Source organism: Mesorhizobium sp. M1307 (assembly GCF_040318155.1).
In the GTDB taxonomy this organism is placed as follows: Bacteria; Pseudomonadota; Alphaproteobacteria; order Rhizobiales; family Rhizobiaceae; genus Mesorhizobium.
This window is the reverse complement of the sequence record NZ_JAMYLR010000019.1, coordinates 77,710-99,397: the sequence shown is the minus strand read 5'-3', so window position 1 is coordinate 99,397 and position 21,688 is coordinate 77,710. Positions and strand designations below refer to the sequence as shown.

Sequence of the window (21,688 nt, the reverse complement as noted above, 5' to 3'; positions counted from 1 at the left end):
ACGGACGGCTCCCTTGTTTGAGATCTCAACGAACTCATTCTGGCACATCCGATGCCGTCGGGCGCCGTCCACCCCATCATGCCGTTGCCTTGGCCAAGGAGTGCTGCGGAACTAAATTCTGCATTGTAGCGACGCCTAGATGTCACGGCATGGATTCTCGGGTCTGCGCCGCGTCGCTGCGCTCCTTGCTCCGCCCGTGGATGACGAAGTGATGGGCGGCGTTCCGCTAGACTTGCCGGCGTTATTCCGGTGACGCCCCGGCGATGCTCTGATCGTAGTCGACCAGCGACCCGGTCATGACGCCGGACTGCGGGCTGATCATATAGCTGATCAACCGGGCAAGCTGCGCCGGCTTCACCAATTGGCCCATCGGCTGCGCGGCTTCGGCCTTCTCCAACCAGTCCTCCGGCGCGTCGTGCCATTTCTTCTGAACGATCGCCTCGCCCTCGGTGTCCATCCAGCCGGGCAGCACCGCATTGCAGCGGATGCGATTGCCGCGATAGGCATTGGCGACATTCTTGGTGAGTGTCGCCAGCGCTCCCTTGCTCGACGAATAGGGCGCCAGGAACGACTGGCCGCAATGCGCCGACATCGACAGCACGTTGACGATCGAGCCCGGTGCCTGGCGCGCCAGCAAATGCGCCACCACGCTCTGCATCAGGAAAAACGGGCCGCGCACATTGGTCTGGAATATCTGGTCGAAGAGATCCTCGGAGGTCTCGACCAGCGAGCCGCGAGCCGAGGTGGCAGCGGCGTTGACCAGCGCGTTGACGGTACCAAAATGGCCAATCGCCGTTTCGACCGCACGCTTGCAGTCGGCCACTTTTGAGACGTCGGCGCTGATGAAGATGGCATCGACGCCTGCCCCCTTGAGGATGGCGACAGCCTTGTCGCCCTTCTCCTGCGAGCGGCCGATCAGCGCCAGCGCCCGGCAGCCCTCATCGGCCAGCGCTTCGGCGACGGCAAAGCCGATGCCTTGTGCGCCGCCGGTGACGATGGCGCGTGTTTCGGAATTGCGACCGGCTGAACCGTTCATCGCCTTGCTCCTGTGCTTGATAGTCAGATTGTTTTGTCGAGGCGGACGGTCTTGCCTTCCTTGGCCGATTTCAGCGCCGCATCCGCCAGCCTGAGCGCCACCAGCCCGTCCTTGCCGCTCGGCGTCGCCTTCTTGCCTGACGTCGCTGCCGCGATGAAGGCAGCGATCTCGTTGGCATAAGCGTCGAGATAACGGGTCATGAAGAAATCGTGCAGCGGCGGCCGCGTATAGCCTTTCTCATTGGCCAGTTCGATCGACACCGGCCGCTGGTTCTCGGCCGCAATCATGCCTTTCGAGCCATGCACCTCGATGCGCTGGTCGTAGCCGTAGGTGGCGCGGCGTGAGTTGGAGATAACGCATTGCTTGCCGGAGGCAGTTTCGAGGATGACGCTGACGCTGTCGAAGTCGCCGGCCTCGCCGATCTTCTTGTCGACCAGCACCGAAGCATGCGCGCTGACCGCCACCGGCTCCTCGCCGAGCAGGAAGCGCGCCATGTCGAAATCATGAATGGTCATGTCGCGGAAGATGCCGCCCGAGCGGCCGATATAGTCGAGCGGCGGCGGGCCGGGATCGCGCGAGGTGATTGTCACCATTTCGACAGTGCCGATAGCGCCGTCGTCGATCGCCTTGCGCACGGCGGCAAAATGCGGATCGAAGCGGCGGTTGAAGCCGACCATCAGGGTGGCGCCGGTCTTGTCGACGACGGCCAGGCAACGTTCCACCCGGGCGGCGTCGAGGTCGATCGGCTTTTCGCAGAAAATCGCTTTACCCGCTTTGGCGAAGCGTTCGATCAGATCGGCATGAGTGTCGGTCGGCGTGCAGATGACGACCGCGTCGATATCGCCGGCCTTCTCGATGGCATCGATGCTGCGCACTTCGGCGTCATAGGCAGAGGCCAGATCGGTCGCCGCCTTCTCGAAGGCGTCGGCAACCGCAACCAGCCTGGCCTGCGGATTGGAACCAACGGCGCGAGCATGGACCTTGCCGATACGGCCGGCACCGAGAAGAGCAAAGCGAAGAGGCATGAAGAATTTTCCTTTGAGGATGGTTCGGAAGGGAGGGCGTGTCAGCGCCTGTGGCTCGGCGTTGGCCGTTACGCCGCAAGTTCTGCCTGCCCGGTCTTGGCACCGGTGATGTAGGAGACGATATCGTTGCCGTCGGTGTCTTGCTTGCGCAAATTGGCGACGATGCGGCCGCGCCGGAAAACGACAATGCGGTCGACCAGGTCGAACACCTGGCGCATGTTGTGAGAGATCAGGATCAGCGGTTCGCCATTCTCCTTCAGCGTGCGGATGATGTTTTCGACCTGCATCGTCTCCTGCACGCCGAGTGCCGCCGTCGGCTCATCCATGATGATGAGCTTGGAAGCAAAGGTCGCGGTTCTGGCAATCGCCACGCACTGGCGCTGGCCGCCCGACATGTGGCGGATAGTATTGGAAAGATTGGGGATCTTGACCGCTGTCCGGACCAAGGCTGCCTCGGTCGCCTTGCGCATGAACTTACGATCGAGGATCGAGAAGGGCCCGAGATTGAAAAGCACCCGCTCGCGGCCGAGGAACAGGTTCGACGGGACGTCGAGGTCGTCGGCGAGCGCCAAGTTCTGGAACACCGTCTCGATGCCCGCCTCGCGGGCTTCGATCGGGCCGGCAAAATTCACTTCCTTGCCGTCGAACCACATCCTGCCGCTGGTGCGCTGCTCGACGCCGGTGATCTGGCGTACGAAGGTCGATTTGCCAGCGCCGTTGTCGCCCATGATGGCGACGTGCTCGCCCTTGCGCAGCTCGAAGTTGGCACCCTCCAGCGCATGGACGCCGCCATAATACTTGGTCAGGTTTTCGGTCTTCAGGACGATGTCCGACATAATCAAGCCCTCATCGCCCGCAGGCGTTGGCGCCACTGGTCGAGTACGACTGCGCCGACGATGATCACGCCTTTGACCATCTCCTGATAATAGGCGTCGAGGCGCAGAAAGGTGAAGCCGGAGATGATGACGCCGAAGATCAGCGAGCCGATCACCGTCCCGATAATCGAACCGCGGCCGCCCGACAGCGAGACGCCGCCGATAACCGCCATGGCGATCGCGTCGAGCTCGTACATTACACCCATGCCGGCCTGGGCGGTGAGATTCTTGGAGCTCAGCACCACGGCGGCGAGCGCGGCGAGGACGCCGGCAATGACGTAGACGAGGATCTTGTGGTTGGCGATGTTGATGCCGGACATGCGCGCGGCGTCCTCATTGGAGCCGATTGCATAGCAGTGCTTGCCATATTTGGTGTAACTCAGGATCAGCTGGAACAGCACTGCGAGCGATATGAAAATGATGACCGGCATCAGCCCCTTGCCGATGGCGGCGAAACTCTCGGTCGGAAACGAGATCGGCTGCCCCTTTGACCACCATTTGGCGATGCCGCGTGCGGTGACCATCATGCCGAGCGTGGCGATGAACGGCGGGATGCGCGTGTAGGCGATCAAAGCGCCGTTGACCAGGCCGGCCAGCAGTCCGCAGCCGATCGCGACCAGCACCGGCACGATCACCGGCAGGTCGGTCCAGCCCTGGGCGATGAACATCGCCTTGGGGTTCGGGTTGCCGTTGACCGTCGCCACCTGGGCGAAGCTCATGGCGATCATTGCCGTGGCGCCGACGATCGAACCTGAGGACAGGTCGATGCCGCCGGTAATGATCACCTGCGTCACGCCGATGGCAATAATGCCGACGATCGACACCTGCAGGATGATGATCTGCAGGCGCGCTTCGTTGAAGATCGCATCGATATTGTCGCGGGTGTTGAACAGGAAGCTGTCGCCCAGGAAAACCCGGCCGATCAGCTCGAAAGCGCCGACCAGGATGACGAGCGCCAGGAAGACGTTGAATTCGGCCGGCCATGCGCGCCGCTTCGCATCATAGCTGAGCCCGCCGACGCCGTGAGATGTCTGTGCCAATCGTGCTTCCTCCGTCAGCCACGGTCTCCACTCGGCGCTGTTCAGGCCGAGAGGGAAAAAGCGGAGCGGCGCTGTCTTACTTCGGCGCGCCGCTCCGTATCGGACAGGTCCGCCTCAGTTCTTCTTCAGGAACTTGTCGATATTTGCCGGCGTGACCAGCTGGAACGGGATGTAGACCTTGTGCTCGACCTTCTCGCCCTTCGCCAGCTTGAGCGCCGCGTCAAGCGCGCCGGCACCCTGGCCGGCCGCGTCCTGGAACACCGTCGCATCGAGGTCGCCCGCCTGCATCGCGGCAAGCGCATCCTGGGTAGCGTCGACCCCGCCGACGACAACCGACTTCATGTCGATGTTGGCGGCCTTCATCGCCTGGATGGCGCCGATGGCGCTTTCGTCATTATTGGCGATGACGCCGTCGAACGGCTTGCCGGTCGACAGCCAGTTGGTCATCAGGTTCTGCGCTTCTTCGCGCTTCCAGTTCGACGTCTGCTTGTCGATGATCTTGATGAAGCTGCACTCCGGCGTGGCGATCACGTCGTCAATGTCCTTGGTGCGCTGCACCGCGGCCTGGTTCGACAGCTCACCCATGATCACATAGACATTGGCCTCTTTCTTGCCGGCCTCCTTGAACAGGCGGCAGACCTCCTTGGTCTCGAGCGTGCCGGAATCGGCTTCGTTCGAGGCGACGAAGGCCTGGTTTTCGGGCAGCGTGTCGACGTTGACCGGCTCGCGATTGACATAGACCAGTGGAATCTTGGCAGCGGCGGCTGCGTCCGACATCGCCTGAGTCGCCGAGGTGTCGACCGGGTTGACGATGATGGCGTCGACGCCTGAGGCGGCGAAGTTCTTGATCTGGTCGAGTTGCTTGGCGACGTCGTTCTGCGCATCCTCCACCTGCAGCTCGACGCCGTCCATGCCCTTGGCCTGTTCAATCATGCCGTTGCGCAGCACGGTGAGAAAATTGTCGTCGAACAACGCCATCGACACGCCGATCTTGGCAGCAAAGGCGGACGAACTCATCAGCGCCGCGAACGCGACGCCCAAAAGCAGTTTTTTCATTTTATTTCTCCTCCACATTGGTGTCCGGCTGCACCGATCTACCCGGAATCCCCGATCTCGCAGGGAATTCTCTCCCGATTGCCATTTTTGGTTCCGGAGGCATTTTGCCTGAAACAGATCTTCCGGAACGAAAGAACCAAAATTCTCAGTTGGTGAAATATTTATTCCATTTCGCTTGGGCGTCAAGCGAGATTTCGCCATGAGGAATGGATTTTCGGCATTTCGAGCGCTTTTAGACGGACGCTAACGCAAGCCAGGCCTGAAAGCGTTCTGATAGATTACATCATATCTGCCGTCGATGACCGCGACGTCAGATGTTTTCCGGCAGATAAATGTCGAAGGGCAGAAAGGTCTGGCCCGGCGCATTCGCAGCGCCGGTCTCGATGGCATGCGCCATCAGCCCGACAAGCTCGCGGGAAAGCGCCGCCAGTGGCGTCGAGATCACCATGGTCAGGAAATTATCTGCCAGCGCCGCGCGGGAGTCGGGCGTGATCTCGTTGCAGACGACCGCCGGCATCTCAGCCGGCTTTGCCTCCCTCAGTGCCGAGATCGCGCCTTCCATGCCGCCACCGGCGACATAGCAACCGGTGAGATCAGGGTGGCGGGCCAGAAGCTCGATCATTGCATCATGCGTGATCTGGTTCGCTTCCAGATTGACCAACGTCTCGAGGAGAGTGAATTCCGGCGCCTGCTCGCGAAAGAAGGAGCGAAAACCGATCTCGCGAAGCTCATGGCCATGGAAGCGATGGCTGCCGACGAAGAGGGCAACCTTGCCAGGTCTCTTCGCGGCCTTCGAGATCATCCAGGCAGCGGTGCGGCCGACCTTGCGATTGTCCAGGCCAACATAGCCCTCGCGAATACCGGACGCAAAGTCGGAAAGCAGGGAGAACACCGGTACGCCATTGGCTTTGAGAGCCTCGACGGCGACCGTCAGCGTCGGGTGATCAGGCCCGACCAGGGCGACGGCCCTGGATTTGGCGGCCAGCTTGCGCATCCGCTCGACGATCTCGTCCGGCGCCAGCGAAGCGGCGAAGTCGATGGTGGCCACGCCGCGAAAGCGCGGCGACTGCGATACCGCCAGTTCAAGCTCGCGGGCAAATTCACTGTAGAAGACGTCCTCCCGTCTCAACAGCAGGAACCCGAGCCGGTATTCGGGCAATTCATGGCGCATCCGCTGCTTGATCAATCCGGCTGCGTGATAGCCGATGCTGGTCGCGGCCTCATAGACGCGGCGCGCGGTTTCCTCGCGCACCGGCAAGCGGTTGTTCAGCACCCGGTCGACGGTGGCAACGCTGACCCCCGAAATGCGCGCCAGGTCGGTGATCGTCGGCCGTTTCGCCATCGCTGCCTCATTCCACTGTTTGGCCCTTTTACACCATTCTGATGTAAAATGATAGAAACTATCTTTGTGATATTGAGCCTATCAGGGCTTGGCGTTATTTTGAACGCTGACCGAATATGATCGAGGCCTCCGCTATGGTGGATATTGGACTCCGAACCGGGAATACGAGCTCCGCAGCAGCGTCCCGACGCGACTACAGCCTGATCGGCCGCGACGCGAAGCTTGCCGTCGAGAGCGGGCTGGCGGCGGCCGAGTGGTATCACACCGACGTGCCGCGCAAGCAGATGAAGGAGCTGATGCAGCGCTCCGACGGCCCGGCGATCCGCGATACCATCATCTGGCTCGGCACCATGATCCTCAGCGGCGCCGGCGCCGCCTGGTTCTGGGGCAGCTGGTGGTGCGTGCCGTTCTTCTTCGTCTATGGCGTCCTCTACGGTTCCTCCACCGATTCACGCTGGCACGAATGCGGCCACGGCACCGCCTTCAGGACGCAGTGGATGAACGATGTGGTCTATCAGATCGCCTGCTTCATGATCATGCGCAATCCCGTGACCTGGCGCTGGAGCCATACGCGCCACCATACCGATACCATCATCGTCGGCCGCGATCCGGAGATATCGGTGATGCGTCCGCCCGATCTGCTGCGCGTGGTGCTCAACTTCGTCGGCATTCTCGACGCCTGGCAGGCGATGAGCGACATGCTGCGCAATGCAGCCGGTATCGTCAGTCCGGCCGAAAGAACCTTCATTCCCGACCAGGAGCAGCCGAAGGCAATTCGCATTGCCCGCATCTGGACGACAATCTATGCCGCGACCATTGCGCTGGCGCTCTATACCGGCTCGTTCCTGCCGCTGATGCTGGTCGGTCTGCCCAGGCTTTACGGTGCCTGGCACCATGTCATGGTCGGCCTGCTGCAGCATGGCGGCCTGGCTGAAAACGTCACCGATCACCGGCTCAACAGCCGCACCGTCTACATGAACCCGATAAGCCGCTTCATCTACTGGAACATGAACTACCATGTCGAGCATCACATGTTTCCCATGGTGCCCTATCACGCGCTGCCCAGGCTGCACGAACTGATCAAGCACGATCTGCCGGCGCCGACACCGTCCATCCTGGCCGGCTACCGCGAGATGATACCGGCTTTCCTGCGCCAGCTGCGCAATGAGGATTATTTCATCAAGCGCGAACTGCCGCCGACGGCGAGGCCCTATCGCGAGGATTTCCACAGCGATAACGCTGCTGTTGCGGTGGCTGCTGAATGACAAGCCCATGCCAAGGCACCAAACATCGAGGGACCCGTAAATGAGCGACTGGGTCGAGGCCTGTGACGCCGAGGACATCGACGAAGAGGACGTGATGCGCTTCGACCATGGCGGCCGCACCTTTGCCATCTATCGCAGCCCCGACGACGAGTATTTCGCCACCGACGGGCTTTGCACGCATGAGAAGGTGCATCTGGCCGACGGGCTGGTCATGGACGACATCATCGAGTGCCCGAAGCACAATGGCCGCTTCAACTACAAGACAGGGGCTGCCAGGGGCGCGCCGGTCTGCGTCGATCTGAGAACTTATCCGGTCAAAGTCGACGCCGGCAAAGTCCTTGTCCGGATTGGTTGATGATGACGCAGGGAATGGTCATCATTGGCGCCGGCGAATGCGGCGGGCGCGCCGCCTTTGCGCTGCGCGAGCTCGGCTATGATGGCCCGGTGACGCTGGTCGGCGACGAGCCGCATCTTCCCTATGAGCGGCCGCCGCTGTCGAAAGACGCGATGGTCGCCGACGCGCCCCTGCTCAAGGCAATCGCCACCGACGCGATCCTGGCCGAAAGATCGATCAGGCATATCCATTCGGTTCAGGCGGTGGCGATCGACCGCGCGGCGCATGTCGTGCGCCTCTCGGACGGTTCCGTCCTGGCCTACGACAAGCTCCTGCTGGCGACCGGTTCGGTGCCGCGCAAGCTGCCGATGCCGGGCCTTGGCGGGCGCTGCGTCTACCTCCGGACCTTCAACGACGCGCTGGCCATTCGCGCCCATCTCAGCGCCGGAAATCGCATCGCCATCATTGGCGGCGGCTTCATCGGGCTTGAGCTTGCCGCGGCGGCACGCAGACTGGGTGCGGCGGTCACAGTTATCGAGGCGCAGCCGCGCATCTTGATGCGCGGCGTGCCGGCCGAGATCGCTGAGGTCATCCATCAGGCGCATGTAGCCGAAGGGGTGAAAATCCTGTGCGGCGAGGGCATCGCCGCCATTGCCGATGATGGCGCCGAAGTGCGCATGGCGCTCGCCGGTGGACACGACATTGTCGCCGATCTTGCCGTGATCGGCATCGGCGCCGTGCCGGTGACCGGACTTGCCGCGGAGGCGGGGCTGACCGTCGACAATGGTGTCGCCGTCGACGCCGAGCTTCGCACCAGCGACCGGGATATCTTTGCCGCCGGCGATTGCTGTTCGTTTCCGCTCGCCATCTATGGCGGCCGGCGCGTGCGGCTCGAAGCTTGGCGCAATGCACAGGAGCAGGGCGCGCTTGCCGCAAGGAATATGCTTGGCGCCGGCGAGTCCCATGCGGCGGTGCCGTGGTTCTGGTCGGATCAGTACGGCCTGACCTTGCAGATCGCCGGCCTGTCGGACGAAGGCCGCAGCATCGTGCGCCGCGACCTCGGCGACGGCGCCTTCATCCTGTTCCACCTCGCCGAGGACGGCAGGCTGGTTGCGGCAAGCGGCATCGGCCCCGGCAACGCGGTCGCCCGCGACATAAGGCTGGCCGAGATGCTGATTGCAAAGCAGGCAAGGCCGGCGCCGGAATCGCTAGTCTCGCAGGCGGTCAAATTAAAATCGCTGCTGGCGGCTTGATCCGCCGCGTGGATAATAGGCCGAACGCGTTCGGCTAAAACAGCGCTTTCAGCTCCGGCAGCTTGTCGTTGACCAGCCAGCCATAGTAATTTTCCTCGGGCAGCTTTTCCGGTTCGCCCGCAGCGCGGCGCTTGTCGTTCTCGGCTTTCAGCGCATAGGCGCGCTGTTCGGGATTGCCGACATTGTAGAGCGTCGACGTGATGCCGGGATTGCCTGAGATGTCAAAGCCGGCAATGCTTCTATAGGCGTCGATCGATTTCCGGATTGTTGCTGCGACATAAGGTAGTGTCAGGTCAGGATCCATGATGGTCTTGTAGACCGCGTTGGGATCGCCGACGTCGAGTTCCGGCAGGCCGGAAACCTTGTGCACGAGGTCGCTCATTTGCAGCGCCGTCAGCGGATTGAGCTGGCCAAGGCCAAAAGTCTGCCCGGCATAATAAGGCTGGAAGAAAGTGGCGCCTAAGCGGTCGTTGGGAAAGCTCTCGCCGTCAACGGTCTTGCCGCGGAACGACCGGTTCCACACCTGTTCGCGGCACTCCCACAGATCGTAGCTGTCGGACTTCCCTGCGCATTTCGCAAATTGCGGCCGCTGCACGAAATCGGAGATGTCCTCGCCATCATAGGCAAAGGAGAGCTTGCTCGACAGATACGAAATCGCCTTGACGTAGTAGGTCTGCAGCCGGTCGTAGGCGTCGACATTGTAGGTGTGCTCGCCGACGATGGCGCCGACGATATGCATTGGGTCGATGCCATAGGCCGCGGCTGCCTGCTTGATTTTGCCGCGCAGCTCGGCATCGTTCTGGAGCAGCGCAAAGACTTTGCGGTATTTCGCCTGAAACGTGGTGTTGGTCGCCTGGGTGCGCCGGCTCGAAGCGCCCGGTATGTCGGGCTGCTCGGTGTTGCGGTTGCCCGGCGGCACCATCGTTGCCGCTTGCGCGGCGAACATGGCTGCCGCCAGCGTCAGCCCCAAAATGACGAGGATCAGTTTTTTCATGCGCCGCCGCCCAAATAGTCGCCGGCAAACTAGGTAATGCTCCACCGGGAGTCGAGAGACGCCTGCACCCGACGGGACGAAAGCTTGCCGGATGCTTCCATTTGGCCACACATCGGGAATGCTGGGCCAAATTGGGGAGGCCGGGAGCAATTCCCCACCTCTTCGAGAATGAAGCGTCTCCTACAGGATGAAACGCGACAAGTCCGTGTTTCTGGAGAGGTCGCCGACATGCTTCTCGACATAGGCGGCATCGATGGTCACCGAGGTGCCGTTGCGGTCCGGCGCGTCATAGGAGATATCGTCCAGCACCCGTTCCATCACCGTCTGCAGCCGCCTGGCGCCGATATTCTCGACGCTGGCGTTAAGGTCCACGGCGATGCCGGCCAACGAATCGATCGCGTCATCGGTGAAGACCAGGTCGACGCCTTCGGTCTTCATCAGCGCGATATACTGCTTGATCAGGCTGGCCTCGGTCTCGGTGAGGATGCGGACGAAATCGTCCTTCTCCAGCGCCCGCAGCTCGACGCGGATCGGCAGGCGGCCCTGCAATTCCGGCAGCAGGTCGGAGGGCTTGGCGACGTGGAACGCACCCGAGGCGATGAACAGGATGTGGTCGGTCTTCACCGGTCCGTATTTGGTCGCAACCGTGGTGCCTTCGACCAGTGGCAACAGGTCGCGCTGGACGCCCTCGCGCGAAACACCGGCACCGATGCCGCCTTCACGCGAGGCGATCTTGTCGATCTCGTCAAGGAAGACAATGCCGTCATTCTCGGTCGATTCGAGTGCCCTGCGCACCACTTCGTCCTGATCGAGCAGCTTGTCGGACTCGTCGCTGATCAATAGCCCGTAGGACTCCTTGACGGTCGTCTTGCGCAACTTGGTCTTCTTGCCGCCCATCGCTTTCGACAGCATATCGTTGATGTTGAGCACGCCGATATTGGCGCCCGGCATGCCGGGGATCTCGAAGCCAGGCATGCCGCCATTGCCGGTATCGGCCACTTCGATCTCGATCTCCTTGTCGTCGAGCTCGCCGTCGCGCAGCTTCTTGCGGAAACTGTCACGGGTGGCCGGGCTCGCCGTCTTGCCGACGAGCGCTTCGAGCACCCGTTCCTCGGCGTTGATGTGGGCACGCGCCTTGACGTCCTCGCGCATCTTCTCGCGAACCAGCCCGATGGCGATCTCGACCAGGTCGCGGATGATCTGCTCGACATCGCGGCCGACATAACCGACCTCGGTGAACTTGGTGGCTTCGACCTTGACGAAAGGCGCACCGGCAAGGCGTGCCAGGCGGCGCGAAATCTCGGTCTTGCCGACGCCGGTCGGGCCGATCATCAGGATATTCTTCGGCATCACCTCTTCGCGCATCTGGCCCTCGAGCTGCTGGCGGCGCCAGCGGTTGCGCAAGGCAATCGCCACGGCACGCTTGGCGTCTTTCTGGCCGATGATGAAGCGGTCGAGTTCCGAAACGATTTCGCGAGGAGAGAAGGTGCTCATGTCACTAAATTCCACTTTGCCACTGCCGAATGGACTCGAACGGATGCAGCAGCATGATCACGTTGAGTGTCAGATTGTCCCGGATGAGATAGCCGACACCGAATTCGAAGATGAGGGCGAGGGTCACGACCACCCATATAGGAAGCCTTCGCGCCATGACAAACCCGAGCACCATGGCCAGCGTGTCCGACACCGAATTGATGATGCTGTCGCCATAATAGTCGAGCGAAATCGTGCCGGCGCGATAGCGATCGATGATGAAAGGGCTGTTCTCGAGTAGCTCCCAGCCGCCCTCTATAACCACCGCAAAGGCCAGCCTGAGCCCGATCGGCGAGCGCGGGAAAAGGAACCACGCCAGCGCATAGAACAGGAAACCGTGAATGATGTGCGAGAAGCTGTACCAGTCGGAAATATGCTGGGAATTCTCGGAGCTCTGCACAATGCCGTGCCACAGCTTGACGTAGCCGCAGGTACAAATCGGCGTCCGCCCCATGCCGTAGAGGACCCCCGCCTGGAAGATGACCAGGCCGAGAACCAGCAGAAGCCCCATTCGCCAGCTGTCTTCGTAGGCCGAGACGGTTTTGTCGCTGGATACGCTCATGCTGCTATTGCCCCTCTTCTGCATCACCCTGTCCGGCATCACCCTCTGGGGCATCAATCGCCATCAGCACGGCATCGCCATATTCCGACTTCCTGCGATCGATAGCCGTGAAACCGGCCTTTTCATAGGCACGGATAGCCCGTGCATTGGCGGGGTCCGGGTCGATGATGACGCGCGGCGTACCTTCCTCGAAAAGCTGCTCGACGAACTGCCGGACGATCGCGGAGCCGTGGCCGACCCCGACAAGCTCCGGCACGCCGATCGACAGATCGATGCCGAGCGTGCCGAACGGCTGGTCGCTATAGGGATGGCCGTCCTCCAGATGCGGATCGTAGCTCTGCAAATAGCCGATGGGCTTTCCGTCGAGCTCGATAATCAGCGGCTCGACCGAAATGCTGTCGATATGCTCGCGGATCTCCGCAATCTCGGTCTCTGGGTCGTTCCACCATTCGGCGACATGCGGCTCGGCAAGCCAGCCGGCGATCATCGGCAGGTCCCTCTGGGTCACCGGCCGAAAACCATAGCGGAGGCTCCGCTCAGGCGGCATCGAGGGTTTCGACGACGAAGTTGTTGTTGGTGTAGACGCAAATGTCTGACGCGATCTGCATCGCCTTGCGGGCGATCTCCTCTGCGCCCTTGTCGCTGTCCATCAGGGCGCGGGCCGCGGCCAACGCGTAGTTGCCGCCGGAGCCGATGGCCATGACGCCAAATTCGGGCTCCAGCACGTCGCCGGTGCCGGTCAACGCCAGCGACACCGACTTGTCGGCCACCAGCATCATTGCTTCCAGCCGGCGCAAATAACGGTCGGTGCGCCAGTCCTTAGCGAGCTCGACGCAGGCGCGTGTCAGCTGGTCGGGATATTGTTCGAGCTTGGCTTCGAGCCGCTCCAGCAGCGTGAAGGCATCGGCGGTGGCGCCGGCGAAGCCGGCAATGACGTTGCCGCCCTTGCCGATGCGGCGCACCTTCTTGGCGTTGCCCTTCATGATGGTCTGGCCGAGGCTGACCTGGCCGTCGCCGGCGATCACCACCTTGCCGCCCTTGCGCACGGTCAGGATGGTCGTGGCATGCATGGTCAGTTCATTCGACATTTTCTGCTCCGTTCAGCACCGATCCCATTAAGGCGATCGGCGCGTTACGAGTGATTTGATCGGCCATATGTATGTATAGGCCGGATGATTGCAAACCGGCCATCCACCGGGTCGGATCGGGCTCCGCAGCGGTAACTGGCAATCGCCGGATCATGCTGCTAGAAGGCTTTCGTTTTCAGGCATGTGAAAGCCTGAATCGTGCAAAATCTGAGACAAGGATGAGGTCATGGCGCCCCGTTCGGCCGAGATAAGCCGCAAGACCAAGGAAACCGACATCGCCGCGTCGGTTCAGGTCGACGGCTCGGGCAAATCCGACATTTCGACGGGCGTCGGCTTCTTCGACCACATGTTGGACCAGCTATCCCGCCATTCGCTGATCGACATGACGGTGAAGGCCAAGGGCGACCTGCACATAGACGACCACCACACGGTCGAGGATACGGGCATTGCGCTCGGCCAGGCGCTGGCCAAGGCATTGGGCGAGCGGCGCGGCATCATGCGCTACGCCTCGATCGATCTCGCCATGGACGAGACACTGACGCGGGCGGCAATCGATGTCTCCGGCCGGCCTTTTCTGGTCTGGAATGTTTCATTCTCGTCGCCGAAGATCGGTACGTTCGACACCGAGCTGGTGCGCGAATTCTTCCACGCGCTGGCGCAGAATGCCGGCATCACGCTGCATGTCACCAATCATTACGGCGCCAACAACCACCACATCGCCGAGACCTGCTTCAAGGCCGTGGCGCGTGCGCTGCGTTCGGCGCTTGAGCGCGACCCGCGCCAGCCGGACGCGGTTCCCTCCACCAAGGGATCCCTGAAAGGATAGCGTCATGGCCATTTATGTCGTGATGGAGCCGCCAGGCCACAGCGAAAGCGTGGACACTACCTTTATCCGTGACGGCTTTGCCTGGCTCGGCTTCTTGGTGCCGCCGCTGTGGCTGGCCTGGCACCGGCTGTGGGTCGAGGCGGCATTGGCGTTTGTCGCCATGGGCCTGCTCTCGATGCTGGGCGAAAGGCTGGACCTGGAAACAGCCGGCTCGCTTTTATCCCTGCTTGTCATGCTCTTTGTCGGACTGGAAGGGCAGGGCTTGCGGATCGCAGCCCTGCGCCGTCGCGGCTGGCATGAATGGGGCGTGGTCGAGGCCGACACGCTCGACGACGCAGACGTCCGCTATGCATTGGAAGCCAATGCTCAATCGGCTGAACAACCGACGGTGCAACGCATCGTCCCAGACGCAGCACATGCCCGGTCGGCGCAGATGGGCCTGGCGCTGGGGCTGAACCATATTCCGGGAAAGCCCTAGATGAGGGTGGCGATCATCGATTACGGGTCGGGCAATCTGCGCTCGGCCACCAAGGCCTTCGAGCGTGCCGCGCATGAAGCCGGCATTGCCGCCGCGATCGAACTCACCGCCGATGCCGAGCGGGTCAGGACCGCCGACCGCATCGTCCTGCCCGGCGTCGGTGCCTATGCCGATTGCGCCGCTGGACTGCGTGCAGTCGCCGGCATGTGGGAAGCGGTCGAGGAGGTGGCGATCGCCAAGGCTCGGCCGTTCCTCGGCATTTGCGTCGGCATGCAGCTGATGTCGGAGCGAGGCCTGGAAAAGACCGTCACAAAGGGCTTTGGCTGGGTCGCCGGCGACGTCAAGGAGATCACGCCGGCCGATCCGACACTGAAGATCCCGCAGATCGGCTGGAACACGATTGACTTGAAGCGCAAGCATCCGCTGTTTTCCGGCATTGCGACGGGTGGCAAGGGACTGCACGCCTATTTCGTCCACTCCTACTATCTCGATGCACGGAAGGAGGATGAGGTGCTGGCGGTTGCCGACTATGGCGGCCCGGTAACGGCCGCTGTCGCCCGCGACAACCTAGCCGGAACGCAATTCCACCCCGAGAAGAGCCAGGCGCTGGGCCTGGCGCTGATCACCAATTTCCTAGGCTGGAGGCCCTGAACCATGAGCAAGAGGGGCTATTGGATGGCAATGGTCGATGTCCACGATCCCGAGATCTACAAGCAGTACATCGAGGCCAATGCCGCGGCTTTCGCGAAATACGGCGCGAAGTTCCCGGTGCGCGCCGGGCGGTACACCAGCCCGGAAGGACCGGCAGGCAATCGCCACGTGCTGGTGGAATTCGAATCCTATGAAAAGGCGCTGGAATGCTACGGCTCGCCTGAATACCAGGAGGCCTTGAAGTACAGGCTAGCCGGCTCGACCGGCCACTTTGTCATCGTCGAAGGCGCCTGAAGGTGTTTCTGTTTCCGGCGATAGACCTCAAGGACGGCAAATGCGTGCGCCTCAGGCATGGCGACATGGCGACCGCCACCATCTACAATGACGATCCCGCCGCTCAGGCGCGCGCCTTCGAAGAGCAGGGCTTCGAATGGTTGCACGTCGTCGACCTCAACGGCGCCTTCAAGGGCCAGAGCGTCAACAGCGCCGCGGTCGGCGCCATCCTGAAGGCGACGAGCAATCCGGTGCAGCTCGGCGGCGGCATCCGCACCCTGGCGCAGATCGACGACTGGCTCGACCGTGGGCTGGCCCGCGTCATTCTTGGCACCGTGGCGGTGCGCGATCCGGATCTGGTCAGGCAGGCCTGCAAGGCATTCCCGGGCAAGATCGCCGTCGGCATCGACGCCAAGGGCGGCAAGGTCGCGGTCGAAGGCTGGGCTGAAGCCTCGAGCCTCGGCGTCATTGAACTGGCGAGGAAATTCGAGGGTGCCGGCGTCGCCGCCATCATCTACACCGATATCGACCGCGACGGTGTGCTGACCGGCATCAACTGGGACGCCACCATCGATCTCGCCGACGCGGTGTCGATCCCGGTTATCGCCTCGGGCGGGCTCGCCTCGATCGCCGACATCGTGCGCATGACCATGCCCGATGCCCGCAAGCTCGAAGGCGCGATCTCCGGACGCGCCCTCTACGACGGCCGCATCGACCCGGCCGAGGCATTGGCGATCCTGCGTGGCAAACCGATGGCAGGGGTGTGAAACGTGAAGGTCTCGATTATCGTTGCTCCCTACGACAGCGGGCACTATCACGAAGGGTGCGGCCAGGGGCCGGACGCCATCATCGGCGGTGGGCTGGTCGAAGCCCTGACCGTGGCTGGCCATGACGTCGCCGTCGAAGATATCGGCAAGGTCGGAGACGAGCAGGGGCGCGAAATTGCAACCGGCTTCGCCGTCTGCAACGCCGTCGCGACCAAGGTTAACCTCGCCCGCGATGGAGGGCGCTTCCCCATTATCCTTGCTGGAAATTGCCTGACCGCCGCCGGTGCGGTCGCCGGTGAAGTTGCGGATTCGATCATCTGGATCGACCAGCATGGCGATCTCAACACGCCGGAGACGTCCTCCTACGGCTTTCTCGACGGCATGGCGCTGGCGGCGACGCTCGGGCTCTGCTGGCATCCGATGGCGGCAGCAATTCCGGGGTTCCGGCCGATAGACCCGGCGCGCTGCATGCTGGTCGATGCCCGCGACCTCGATCCCGACGAAAAGCGACTGCTGGAAACTTTGCCGATCGTGCGCACCGAATGTGCCGGTGCACTCGATATGATCGGAAAGCTCACGGCGACAGGGACTGTGCGGGCGCATCTGCATCTCGACCTGGATGTCCTCGATCCGGATGTGCTGCAGGTGAACCGCTACGCGCACCCGGGCGGCCCGAGTCCGGAACAGCTGCGGCAGCTTGCCTGCGGACTGGCCAGGTCAATCCCGATTGTCGGTGTGACGCTCTCGGCCTACGACCCGGCCTTTGATTCCCAGTCCGAAGTTCCGCCCGTCGTCGGCCAGCTGCTTGTCGACTTTCTTGGGGCGATCGAGAGGATCTGATGCTGAAAGCCCGCGTCATCCCCTGTCTGGACGTCAAGAACGGCCGTGTCGTCAAGGGCGTCAATTTCGTCGACCTGGTCGATGCCGGCGATCCCGTCGAAGCGGCAAAAGCCTATGACGCGGCCGGCGCCGACGAGCTCTGCTTTCTCGACATCACCGCCTCGTCGGAAAACCGCGAGACCATTTTCGATGTCATCGCCCGCACCGCCGAACAATGTTTCATGCCGCTGACCGTTGGCGGTGGCGTCCGTCAGGTCGCCGACATCAGGAAGCTGCTACTGGCCGGCGCCGACAAGGTGTCGATCAACACGGCGGCGGTGAAGACCCCAAATTTTGTCGCCGAGGCTGCCGACAAATTCGGCAACCAGTGCATCGTCGTCGCCATCGATGCCAAGAAAGTGTCCGCTGGGAGCGAGGCTGATCGCTGGGAGATATTCACCCATGGCGGCCGCGAGAAGACCGGCATCGACGCCGTCGAGTTCGCTCGGCGAGTGGTCGACCTCGGCGCCGGCGAGATCCTGCTGACATCGATGGACCGCGACGGCACCAAGGCCGGCTATGATATAGCCCTTACCCGCGCGGTCGCGGATGCCGTACGCGTGCCGGTCATCGCTTCCGGTGGCGTCGGCACGCTCGACCACCTTGTCGAAGGCATTCGCGACGGCCATGCCGGCGCGGTGCTGGCGGCGTCGATCTTCCATTTCGGCACCTACAGCATCGCCGAAGCCAAGCTGCACATGGCTCAGGCCGGACTGCCGATGCGGCTGGACTCGCCGGGTAATCGGTCCTAGAGCCTTTCCGGCTAAGAAGAGGCTGTAAACGCCGTCATGACCGAGTTCTCGCTCTCCGATCTGGAGAAGATTATTGGCGAACGCGCACGTTCCGGCGATCCGGATTCGTGGACGGCCAAGCTCTTTCAGCGTGGCATGAGCAAGGCAGCGCAGAAACTCGGCGAAGAGGCAGTCGAAACGGTGATCGCAGCCGTCAGCGCCGACCGGGACGCGCTTGTTTCGGAAAGCGCCGATCTCATCTATCATTGGCTTGTCGTTCTTGGCGTAGCGGGCATTCCGCTGAGCGATGTGCTCAACGAGCTTGAACGCCGCACCGGTCGTTCGGGCATCGCCGAAAAGGCGTCTCGGCTGGACCGGGGCTGATCGCTGCGGAGGAACTCGATGGACCAGCTCGCTCCTACCGAGAAGTATTCACCCTATCGTTTCTTCTCGGCCGAGCAATGGTCGCGGTTCCGCGCCGATACGCCGATGACGCTCACCGAGGACGAGGTCCGTCGTCTGCGGTCGCTGAACGATCCGGTCGATCTCCACGAGGTCGAGCGCATCTATCTTTCGATGTCGCGGCTGTTGTCGGCTCATGTCGAAGCCAGTCAACTCCTGTTCAGGCAGCGCCAGGCCTTCTTCAACGCGCTGGACGCGGCCAAGACACCGTTCATCATCGGCATTGCCGGTTCCGTCGCGGTCGGCAAATCGACCACGGCGCGCGTGCTGAAGGAGCTGCTGGCGCGCTGGCCGTCGAGTCCCAAGGTCGACCTGGTCACCACCGACGGTTTCCTGCTGCCGAACGAAGTCCTGCGCCGCAACAATCTGATGGAGCGCAAGGGCTTTCCGGACAGCTACGACGTCGGCGCGCTGCTGCGCTTCCTGTCCGGCATCAAATCGGCGCAGCGCAACGTCCGCGCGCCGGTCTATTCGCACCTGACCTATGACGTCATCCCGGGCGAGTTCCAGACCATCGACCGGCCGGACATCCTGATCTTCGAGGGCATAAACGTCCTGCAGCCGGGCAAGCTGCCGAAGGATGGCAAGATCGTGCCTTTCCTGTCGGATTTCTTCGACTTTGCCATCTACATCGATGCCGAGGAGGCGCTGATCCATCACTGGTATATCGCCCGCTTCATGCGGTTGCGCGAAACCGCCTTCCGCGACCCGGCCTCCTTCTTTCACCGCTATTCGCAACTTTCCGAAGATGCGGCCCGCGCCATCGCCGAGGGCCTGTGGACCAACATCAACCTGAAGAATCTGCGCGAGAATATATTGCCGACCCGCGCCCGAGCCGATCTCATCCTGCGCAAGGGCGCCAACCATCTGGTCGAGGAAGTGGCGCTCAGGAAACTGTGAAATCCCGGGACATTCCTTAAAGTCATCTTAACCCAGTCTTTCTATTGTCGGGCCTGATCTGCGGGCTCGGCAAACAAATGAATGCGCCATTCCTAAACATCGATCGGCCGGCATCTGACCGCATCGCACGTCCGGGCAGCGGCGGCGCAACGATTGCCTTGATCGTGCCTGTCCACAATGAGGAAGGCGCAATTGCTCCATTCCTGAAGGCGGTATGCGAAAGCACCGCGCTGCTGAAGGACAAAGGCGTTGCCCTCGAGTTCATCTTCGTCAACGACGGCAGCAGCGATACGACGCTCGAAAAGCTGATCGAAGCCCAACAAACCGATCCACGCATCCACGTAATCGACCTTTCACGCAATTTCGGCAAGGAAGCCGCGATGACCGCGGGGCTCGACAGCTGCGATGCCGATGCAGCGATCCCGATGGATGTCGATATGCAGGATCCGCCGCATGTCATTCCGCTGCTTGTGGAAAAGTGGCGCGAGGGTTTTGAGGTTGTTCTGGCCAAGCGAGCCAATCGGTCGAGCGACAGCTTTCTCAAGCAGCGCTCCGCCTCGATGTTCTACCGCGTTCACAACTGGATCGCGCAGCAGAAGATCCCGCACGATGTCGGCGACTTCCGTTTGATCGACCGCCAGGTCATCCAGGCGCTGCGGTCTTTGCCCGAACGCCGTCGTTTCATGAAGGGCCTGTTCGCCTGGGTCGGGTTCCGTACCGCAAGCGTCGAATATGTCCGCGATCAGCGCATCGCCGGCCAGTCGAAATTCTCCGGCTGGAAGCTGTGGAACTTCGCGCTCGAAGGCATCACCAGCTTCTCCACCGCTCCGCTTGAAATCTGGACCTATGTCGGCGCGACGATTTCCGCGCTGTCGTTCCTCTACGGCCTGCTGATCGTCGCCAAGACAATGATCTTTGGCGTTGATGTGCCCGGCTACGCCTCCCTGCTGGTCAGTGTTCTTTTCCTTGGCGGCATCCAGTTACTCGGCATCGGCATCATCGGACAATACCTCGGCAGGGTCTACGCCGAGATCAAGCAGCGTCCGATCTATATCGTGCGCCGCAAATATGAGGGAGTGAGCTGATGGAGATCGACGCTTACCGACAGATGGCCGCCACCGAAGACGAGCATTGGTGGTTCTGCGGGCGTCGCGCCATCGCCGAGGCGGTCATTCGCAGCATCGGCCTGCCTGAAAACGCGCGCATCGTAGAGATCGGCGCCGGCACCGGCGGCAACATCCGGATGCTGGAGCAGTTCGGCGCAGTGACGGCAGTCGAGATGAGCGATCTCGCGCGCAGGATTGCCTGGGAAAAGACCGGCCGCGACTTCCTCGCCGGCCATCTGCCGGACAACATTCCTGTCGCGCCGCAAAGCTGCGACCTCGTCTGCCTGTTCGACGTGCTGGAGCATGTCGCCGAAGACGAGGCGTCGCTTGCCGCGATCCGCCAAGTGCTGAAACCGGGCGGCAGTGTCGTCCTCACTGTGCCCGCACACCAATGGCTGTGGAGCACGCATGATGTGGGGCTGCATCATATGCGGCGCTATTCACGCAATCTGCTGCGTGAACGAATCGAAAGGGCCGGTTTCGCGATCGACCGGCTGAGCTACACAAATGCCGCGCTCTTCCCGGTAGCGGCGCTGGCACGACTGGTGGACAGGTTGCGCAAGTCGGCCTTGCCAGCCGGCCATGCCACGCCGCCAAAACCACTGAATGCAGCGATGAAGGCAGTGTTTTCGGCGGAAGGCCGCATCATACCAAATGCAAGCTTGCCCTTCGGGGTTTCGCTGCTGGCGGTATTCCGCAAGAACAGCGCCGTCGAAACCGCTCGCCCCGACGAGAAATTGGCAGCTTGACCGCGTCATGGGCACCGGCTCGTATCGTCGACTATCGCGCTTTGCGCTGATTGGCATCGCGTCGACGCTGATCTACGCCGTTTGCGCTTTTCTGCTGTCGCGTGGACAGGCAACGGCAGCCCTGCCGGCGGCGCTCACATCGTTTGCGGCCTACGCCGTCGCCGCGTTGTTCTCCTACACCGGGCATAAATATTTCACGTTCACCTCGGGCGGCAGCCACGCTATGGAATTGCCCCGCTTCCTCCTGCTCACCGCTTCCGGGCTCGCCGTCGCGATCGCCCTGCCGGGGCTTTTGACCCAGATGCTCGGCGTCCCTGCCGCAATCCCGATCCTGCTCACCTGCATTGCCGTGCCGGTCATCAACTATGTCGTCCTCGGGCGCTGGGTGTTTCGTGGTCTCTAGCGCGCGATCCCTCAGTGAACTGCTGCCCGGCGCCAACCGCTTCTCGCCCTTTGTGGGCGT

26 protein-coding genes are annotated in these 21,688 nt (G+C 62.1%); 15 read left to right on the top strand and 11 right to left on the bottom strand.

Going from position 1 to position 21,688, the window contains the following annotated elements; genetic code table 11:
* Positions 1–241 precede the first annotated feature (241 nt).
* The 6 genes from NKH16_RS20895 to NKH16_RS20870 all read right to left on the bottom strand — a co-directional run bounded on the left by NKH16_RS20895 (position 242) and on the right by NKH16_RS20870 (position 6,374).
* The gene (locus tag NKH16_RS20895) at positions 242–1,036 is read right to left on the bottom strand and encodes an SDR family oxidoreductase (protein WP_352454830.1); all 795 of its coding nucleotides are present in this window, start codon (positions 1,034–1,036) and stop codon (positions 242–244) included.
* A gap of 23 nt (positions 1,037–1,059) precedes the next feature.
* The gene (gene iolG / locus NKH16_RS20890) at positions 1,060–2,061 is read right to left on the bottom strand and encodes an inositol 2-dehydrogenase (RefSeq protein ID WP_352454829.1); all 1,002 of its coding nucleotides are present in this window, start codon (positions 2,059–2,061) and stop codon (positions 1,060–1,062) included.
* Positions 2,062–2,129: 68 nt separating this feature from the next.
* The gene (locus NKH16_RS20885) at positions 2,130–2,897 is read right to left on the bottom strand and encodes an ATP-binding cassette domain-containing protein (protein WP_254815918.1); all 768 of its coding nucleotides are present in this window, start codon (positions 2,895–2,897) and stop codon (positions 2,130–2,132) included.
* Between the two features lie 2 nt (positions 2,898–2,899).
* Positions 2,900–3,976, bottom strand: a complete 1,077-nt coding sequence (locus NKH16_RS20880) for an ABC transporter permease (RefSeq protein WP_292655972.1) — start codon at positions 3,974–3,976, stop codon at positions 2,900–2,902.
* 114 nt (positions 3,977–4,090) lie between these two features.
* The gene (locus tag NKH16_RS20875; protein WP_352901580.1) at positions 4,091–5,032 is read right to left on the bottom strand and encodes a sugar ABC transporter substrate-binding protein; all 942 of its coding nucleotides are present in this window, start codon (positions 5,030–5,032) and stop codon (positions 4,091–4,093) included.
* Between the two features lie 310 nt (positions 5,033–5,342).
* A complete protein-coding gene (locus NKH16_RS20870; protein ID WP_352901579.1) occupies positions 5,343–6,374 on the bottom strand; it encodes a LacI family DNA-binding transcriptional regulator in 1,032 nt (343 codons plus the stop codon).
* A 137-nt stretch (positions 6,375–6,511) separates the two neighbouring features.
* Between NKH16_RS20870 and NKH16_RS20865 the strand changes: the two genes are divergently transcribed.
* From NKH16_RS20865 to NKH16_RS20855, 3 genes are read left to right on the top strand one after another with little or no spacing between them, the layout of a single operon-like run.
* Positions 6,512–7,639 (top strand): fatty acid desaturase family protein, encoded by a 1,128-nt coding sequence (locus NKH16_RS20865; protein ID WP_352701749.1) that lies wholly within the window; start codon positions 6,512–6,514, stop codon positions 7,637–7,639.
* Between the two features lie 40 nt (positions 7,640–7,679).
* Positions 7,680–7,994, top strand: coding sequence for a MocE family 2Fe-2S type ferredoxin (locus tag NKH16_RS20860; RefSeq protein ID WP_023677524.1), 315 nt, complete (start codon positions 7,680–7,682; stop codon positions 7,992–7,994).
* A gap of 2 nt (positions 7,995–7,996) precedes the next feature.
* Positions 7,997–9,226, top strand: coding sequence for an NAD(P)/FAD-dependent oxidoreductase (locus NKH16_RS20855; RefSeq protein ID WP_352901590.1), 1,230 nt, complete (start codon positions 7,997–7,999; stop codon positions 9,224–9,226).
* A gap of 34 nt (positions 9,227–9,260) precedes the next feature.
* Here NKH16_RS20855 and NKH16_RS20850 read toward each other — a convergent pair whose 3' ends face one another.
* From NKH16_RS20850 to hslV, 5 genes are all read right to left on the bottom strand, one after another.
* On the bottom strand, positions 9,261–10,220 hold the full coding sequence (locus NKH16_RS20850) for a DUF1402 family protein (RefSeq protein WP_023677526.1): 960 nt from the start codon (positions 10,218–10,220) through the stop codon (positions 9,261–9,263).
* Positions 10,221–10,400: 180 nt separating this feature from the next.
* The gene (hslU, locus tag NKH16_RS20845) at positions 10,401–11,714 is read right to left on the bottom strand and encodes an ATP-dependent protease ATPase subunit HslU (protein WP_254815924.1); all 1,314 of its coding nucleotides are present in this window, start codon (positions 11,712–11,714) and stop codon (positions 10,401–10,403) included.
* 4 nt (positions 11,715–11,718) lie between these two features.
* A complete protein-coding gene (locus NKH16_RS20840) occupies positions 11,719–12,315 on the bottom strand; it encodes a DUF2585 domain-containing protein (protein ID WP_352451670.1) in 597 nt (198 codons plus the stop codon).
* A gap of 4 nt (positions 12,316–12,319) precedes the next feature.
* Positions 12,320–12,862, bottom strand: coding sequence for a GNAT family N-acetyltransferase (locus NKH16_RS20835; protein ID WP_352736755.1), 543 nt, complete (start codon positions 12,860–12,862; stop codon positions 12,320–12,322).
* On the bottom strand, positions 12,852–13,403 hold the full coding sequence (hslV, locus tag NKH16_RS20830) for an ATP-dependent protease subunit HslV (protein WP_254815927.1): 552 nt from the start codon (positions 13,401–13,403) through the stop codon (positions 12,852–12,854). Before hslV ends, NKH16_RS20835 begins: the two co-directional genes overlap by 11 nt.
* Positions 13,404–13,629: 226 nt before the next feature.
* Between hslV and hisB the strand changes: the two genes are divergently transcribed.
* From hisB to NKH16_RS20770, 12 genes are all read left to right on the top strand, one after another.
* Entirely contained in the window at positions 13,630–14,229 is a 600-nt protein-coding gene (gene hisB, locus NKH16_RS20825; RefSeq protein WP_352901574.1) for an imidazoleglycerol-phosphate dehydratase HisB, read from the top strand.
* Between the two features lie 4 nt (positions 14,230–14,233).
* Positions 14,234–14,707, top strand: coding sequence for a DUF2628 domain-containing protein (locus tag NKH16_RS20820; RefSeq protein WP_352901571.1), 474 nt, complete (start codon positions 14,234–14,236; stop codon positions 14,705–14,707).
* Positions 14,708–15,358: an imidazole glycerol phosphate synthase subunit HisH gene (hisH, locus tag NKH16_RS20815; RefSeq protein WP_352901567.1), complete on the top strand. Its 651-nt coding sequence runs from the start codon at positions 14,708–14,710 to the stop codon at positions 15,356–15,358.
* 3 nt (positions 15,359–15,361) lie between these two features.
* Positions 15,362–15,652, top strand: coding sequence for a DUF1330 domain-containing protein (locus tag NKH16_RS20810; protein WP_352743935.1), 291 nt, complete (start codon positions 15,362–15,364; stop codon positions 15,650–15,652).
* Between the two features lie 2 nt (positions 15,653–15,654).
* Positions 15,655–16,398 carry a 1-(5-phosphoribosyl)-5-[(5-phosphoribosylamino)methylideneamino]imidazole-4-carboxamide isomerase gene (gene hisA / locus NKH16_RS20805; protein WP_352901566.1) on the top strand — a complete coding sequence of 248 codons (744 nt, stop codon included), beginning with the start codon at positions 15,655–15,657 and terminating at the stop codon, positions 16,396–16,398.
* A gap of 3 nt (positions 16,399–16,401) precedes the next feature.
* Positions 16,402–17,238 carry an arginase family protein gene (locus NKH16_RS20800; RefSeq protein ID WP_352901564.1) on the top strand — a complete coding sequence of 279 codons (837 nt, stop codon included), beginning with the start codon at positions 16,402–16,404 and terminating at the stop codon, positions 17,236–17,238.
* Entirely contained in the window at positions 17,235–18,029 is a 795-nt protein-coding gene (gene hisF / locus NKH16_RS20795) for an imidazole glycerol phosphate synthase subunit HisF (RefSeq protein ID WP_352472589.1), read from the top strand. Before NKH16_RS20800 ends, hisF begins: the two co-directional genes overlap by 4 nt.
* Before the next feature lie 36 nt (positions 18,030–18,065).
* The gene (locus tag NKH16_RS20790) at positions 18,066–18,392 is read left to right on the top strand and encodes a phosphoribosyl-ATP diphosphatase (RefSeq protein ID WP_352451663.1); all 327 of its coding nucleotides are present in this window, start codon (positions 18,066–18,068) and stop codon (positions 18,390–18,392) included.
* A gap of 18 nt (positions 18,393–18,410) precedes the next feature.
* Entirely contained in the window at positions 18,411–19,370 is a 960-nt protein-coding gene (gene coaA / locus NKH16_RS20785) for a type I pantothenate kinase (RefSeq protein ID WP_352451662.1), read from the top strand.
* A 77-nt stretch (positions 19,371–19,447) separates the two neighbouring features.
* On the top strand, positions 19,448–20,455 hold the full coding sequence (locus tag NKH16_RS20780) for a glycosyltransferase family 2 protein (RefSeq protein ID WP_352451661.1): 1,008 nt from the start codon (positions 19,448–19,450) through the stop codon (positions 20,453–20,455).
* On the top strand, positions 20,455–21,225 hold the full coding sequence (locus NKH16_RS20775; RefSeq protein ID WP_352744338.1) for a class I SAM-dependent methyltransferase: 771 nt from the start codon (positions 20,455–20,457) through the stop codon (positions 21,223–21,225). Before NKH16_RS20780 ends, NKH16_RS20775 begins: the two co-directional genes overlap by 1 nt.
* A gap of 7 nt (positions 21,226–21,232) precedes the next feature.
* Positions 21,233–21,628: a GtrA family protein gene (locus tag NKH16_RS20770; protein WP_023677541.1), complete on the top strand. Its 396-nt coding sequence runs from the start codon at positions 21,233–21,235 to the stop codon at positions 21,626–21,628.
* Positions 21,629–21,688 lie beyond the last annotated feature (60 nt).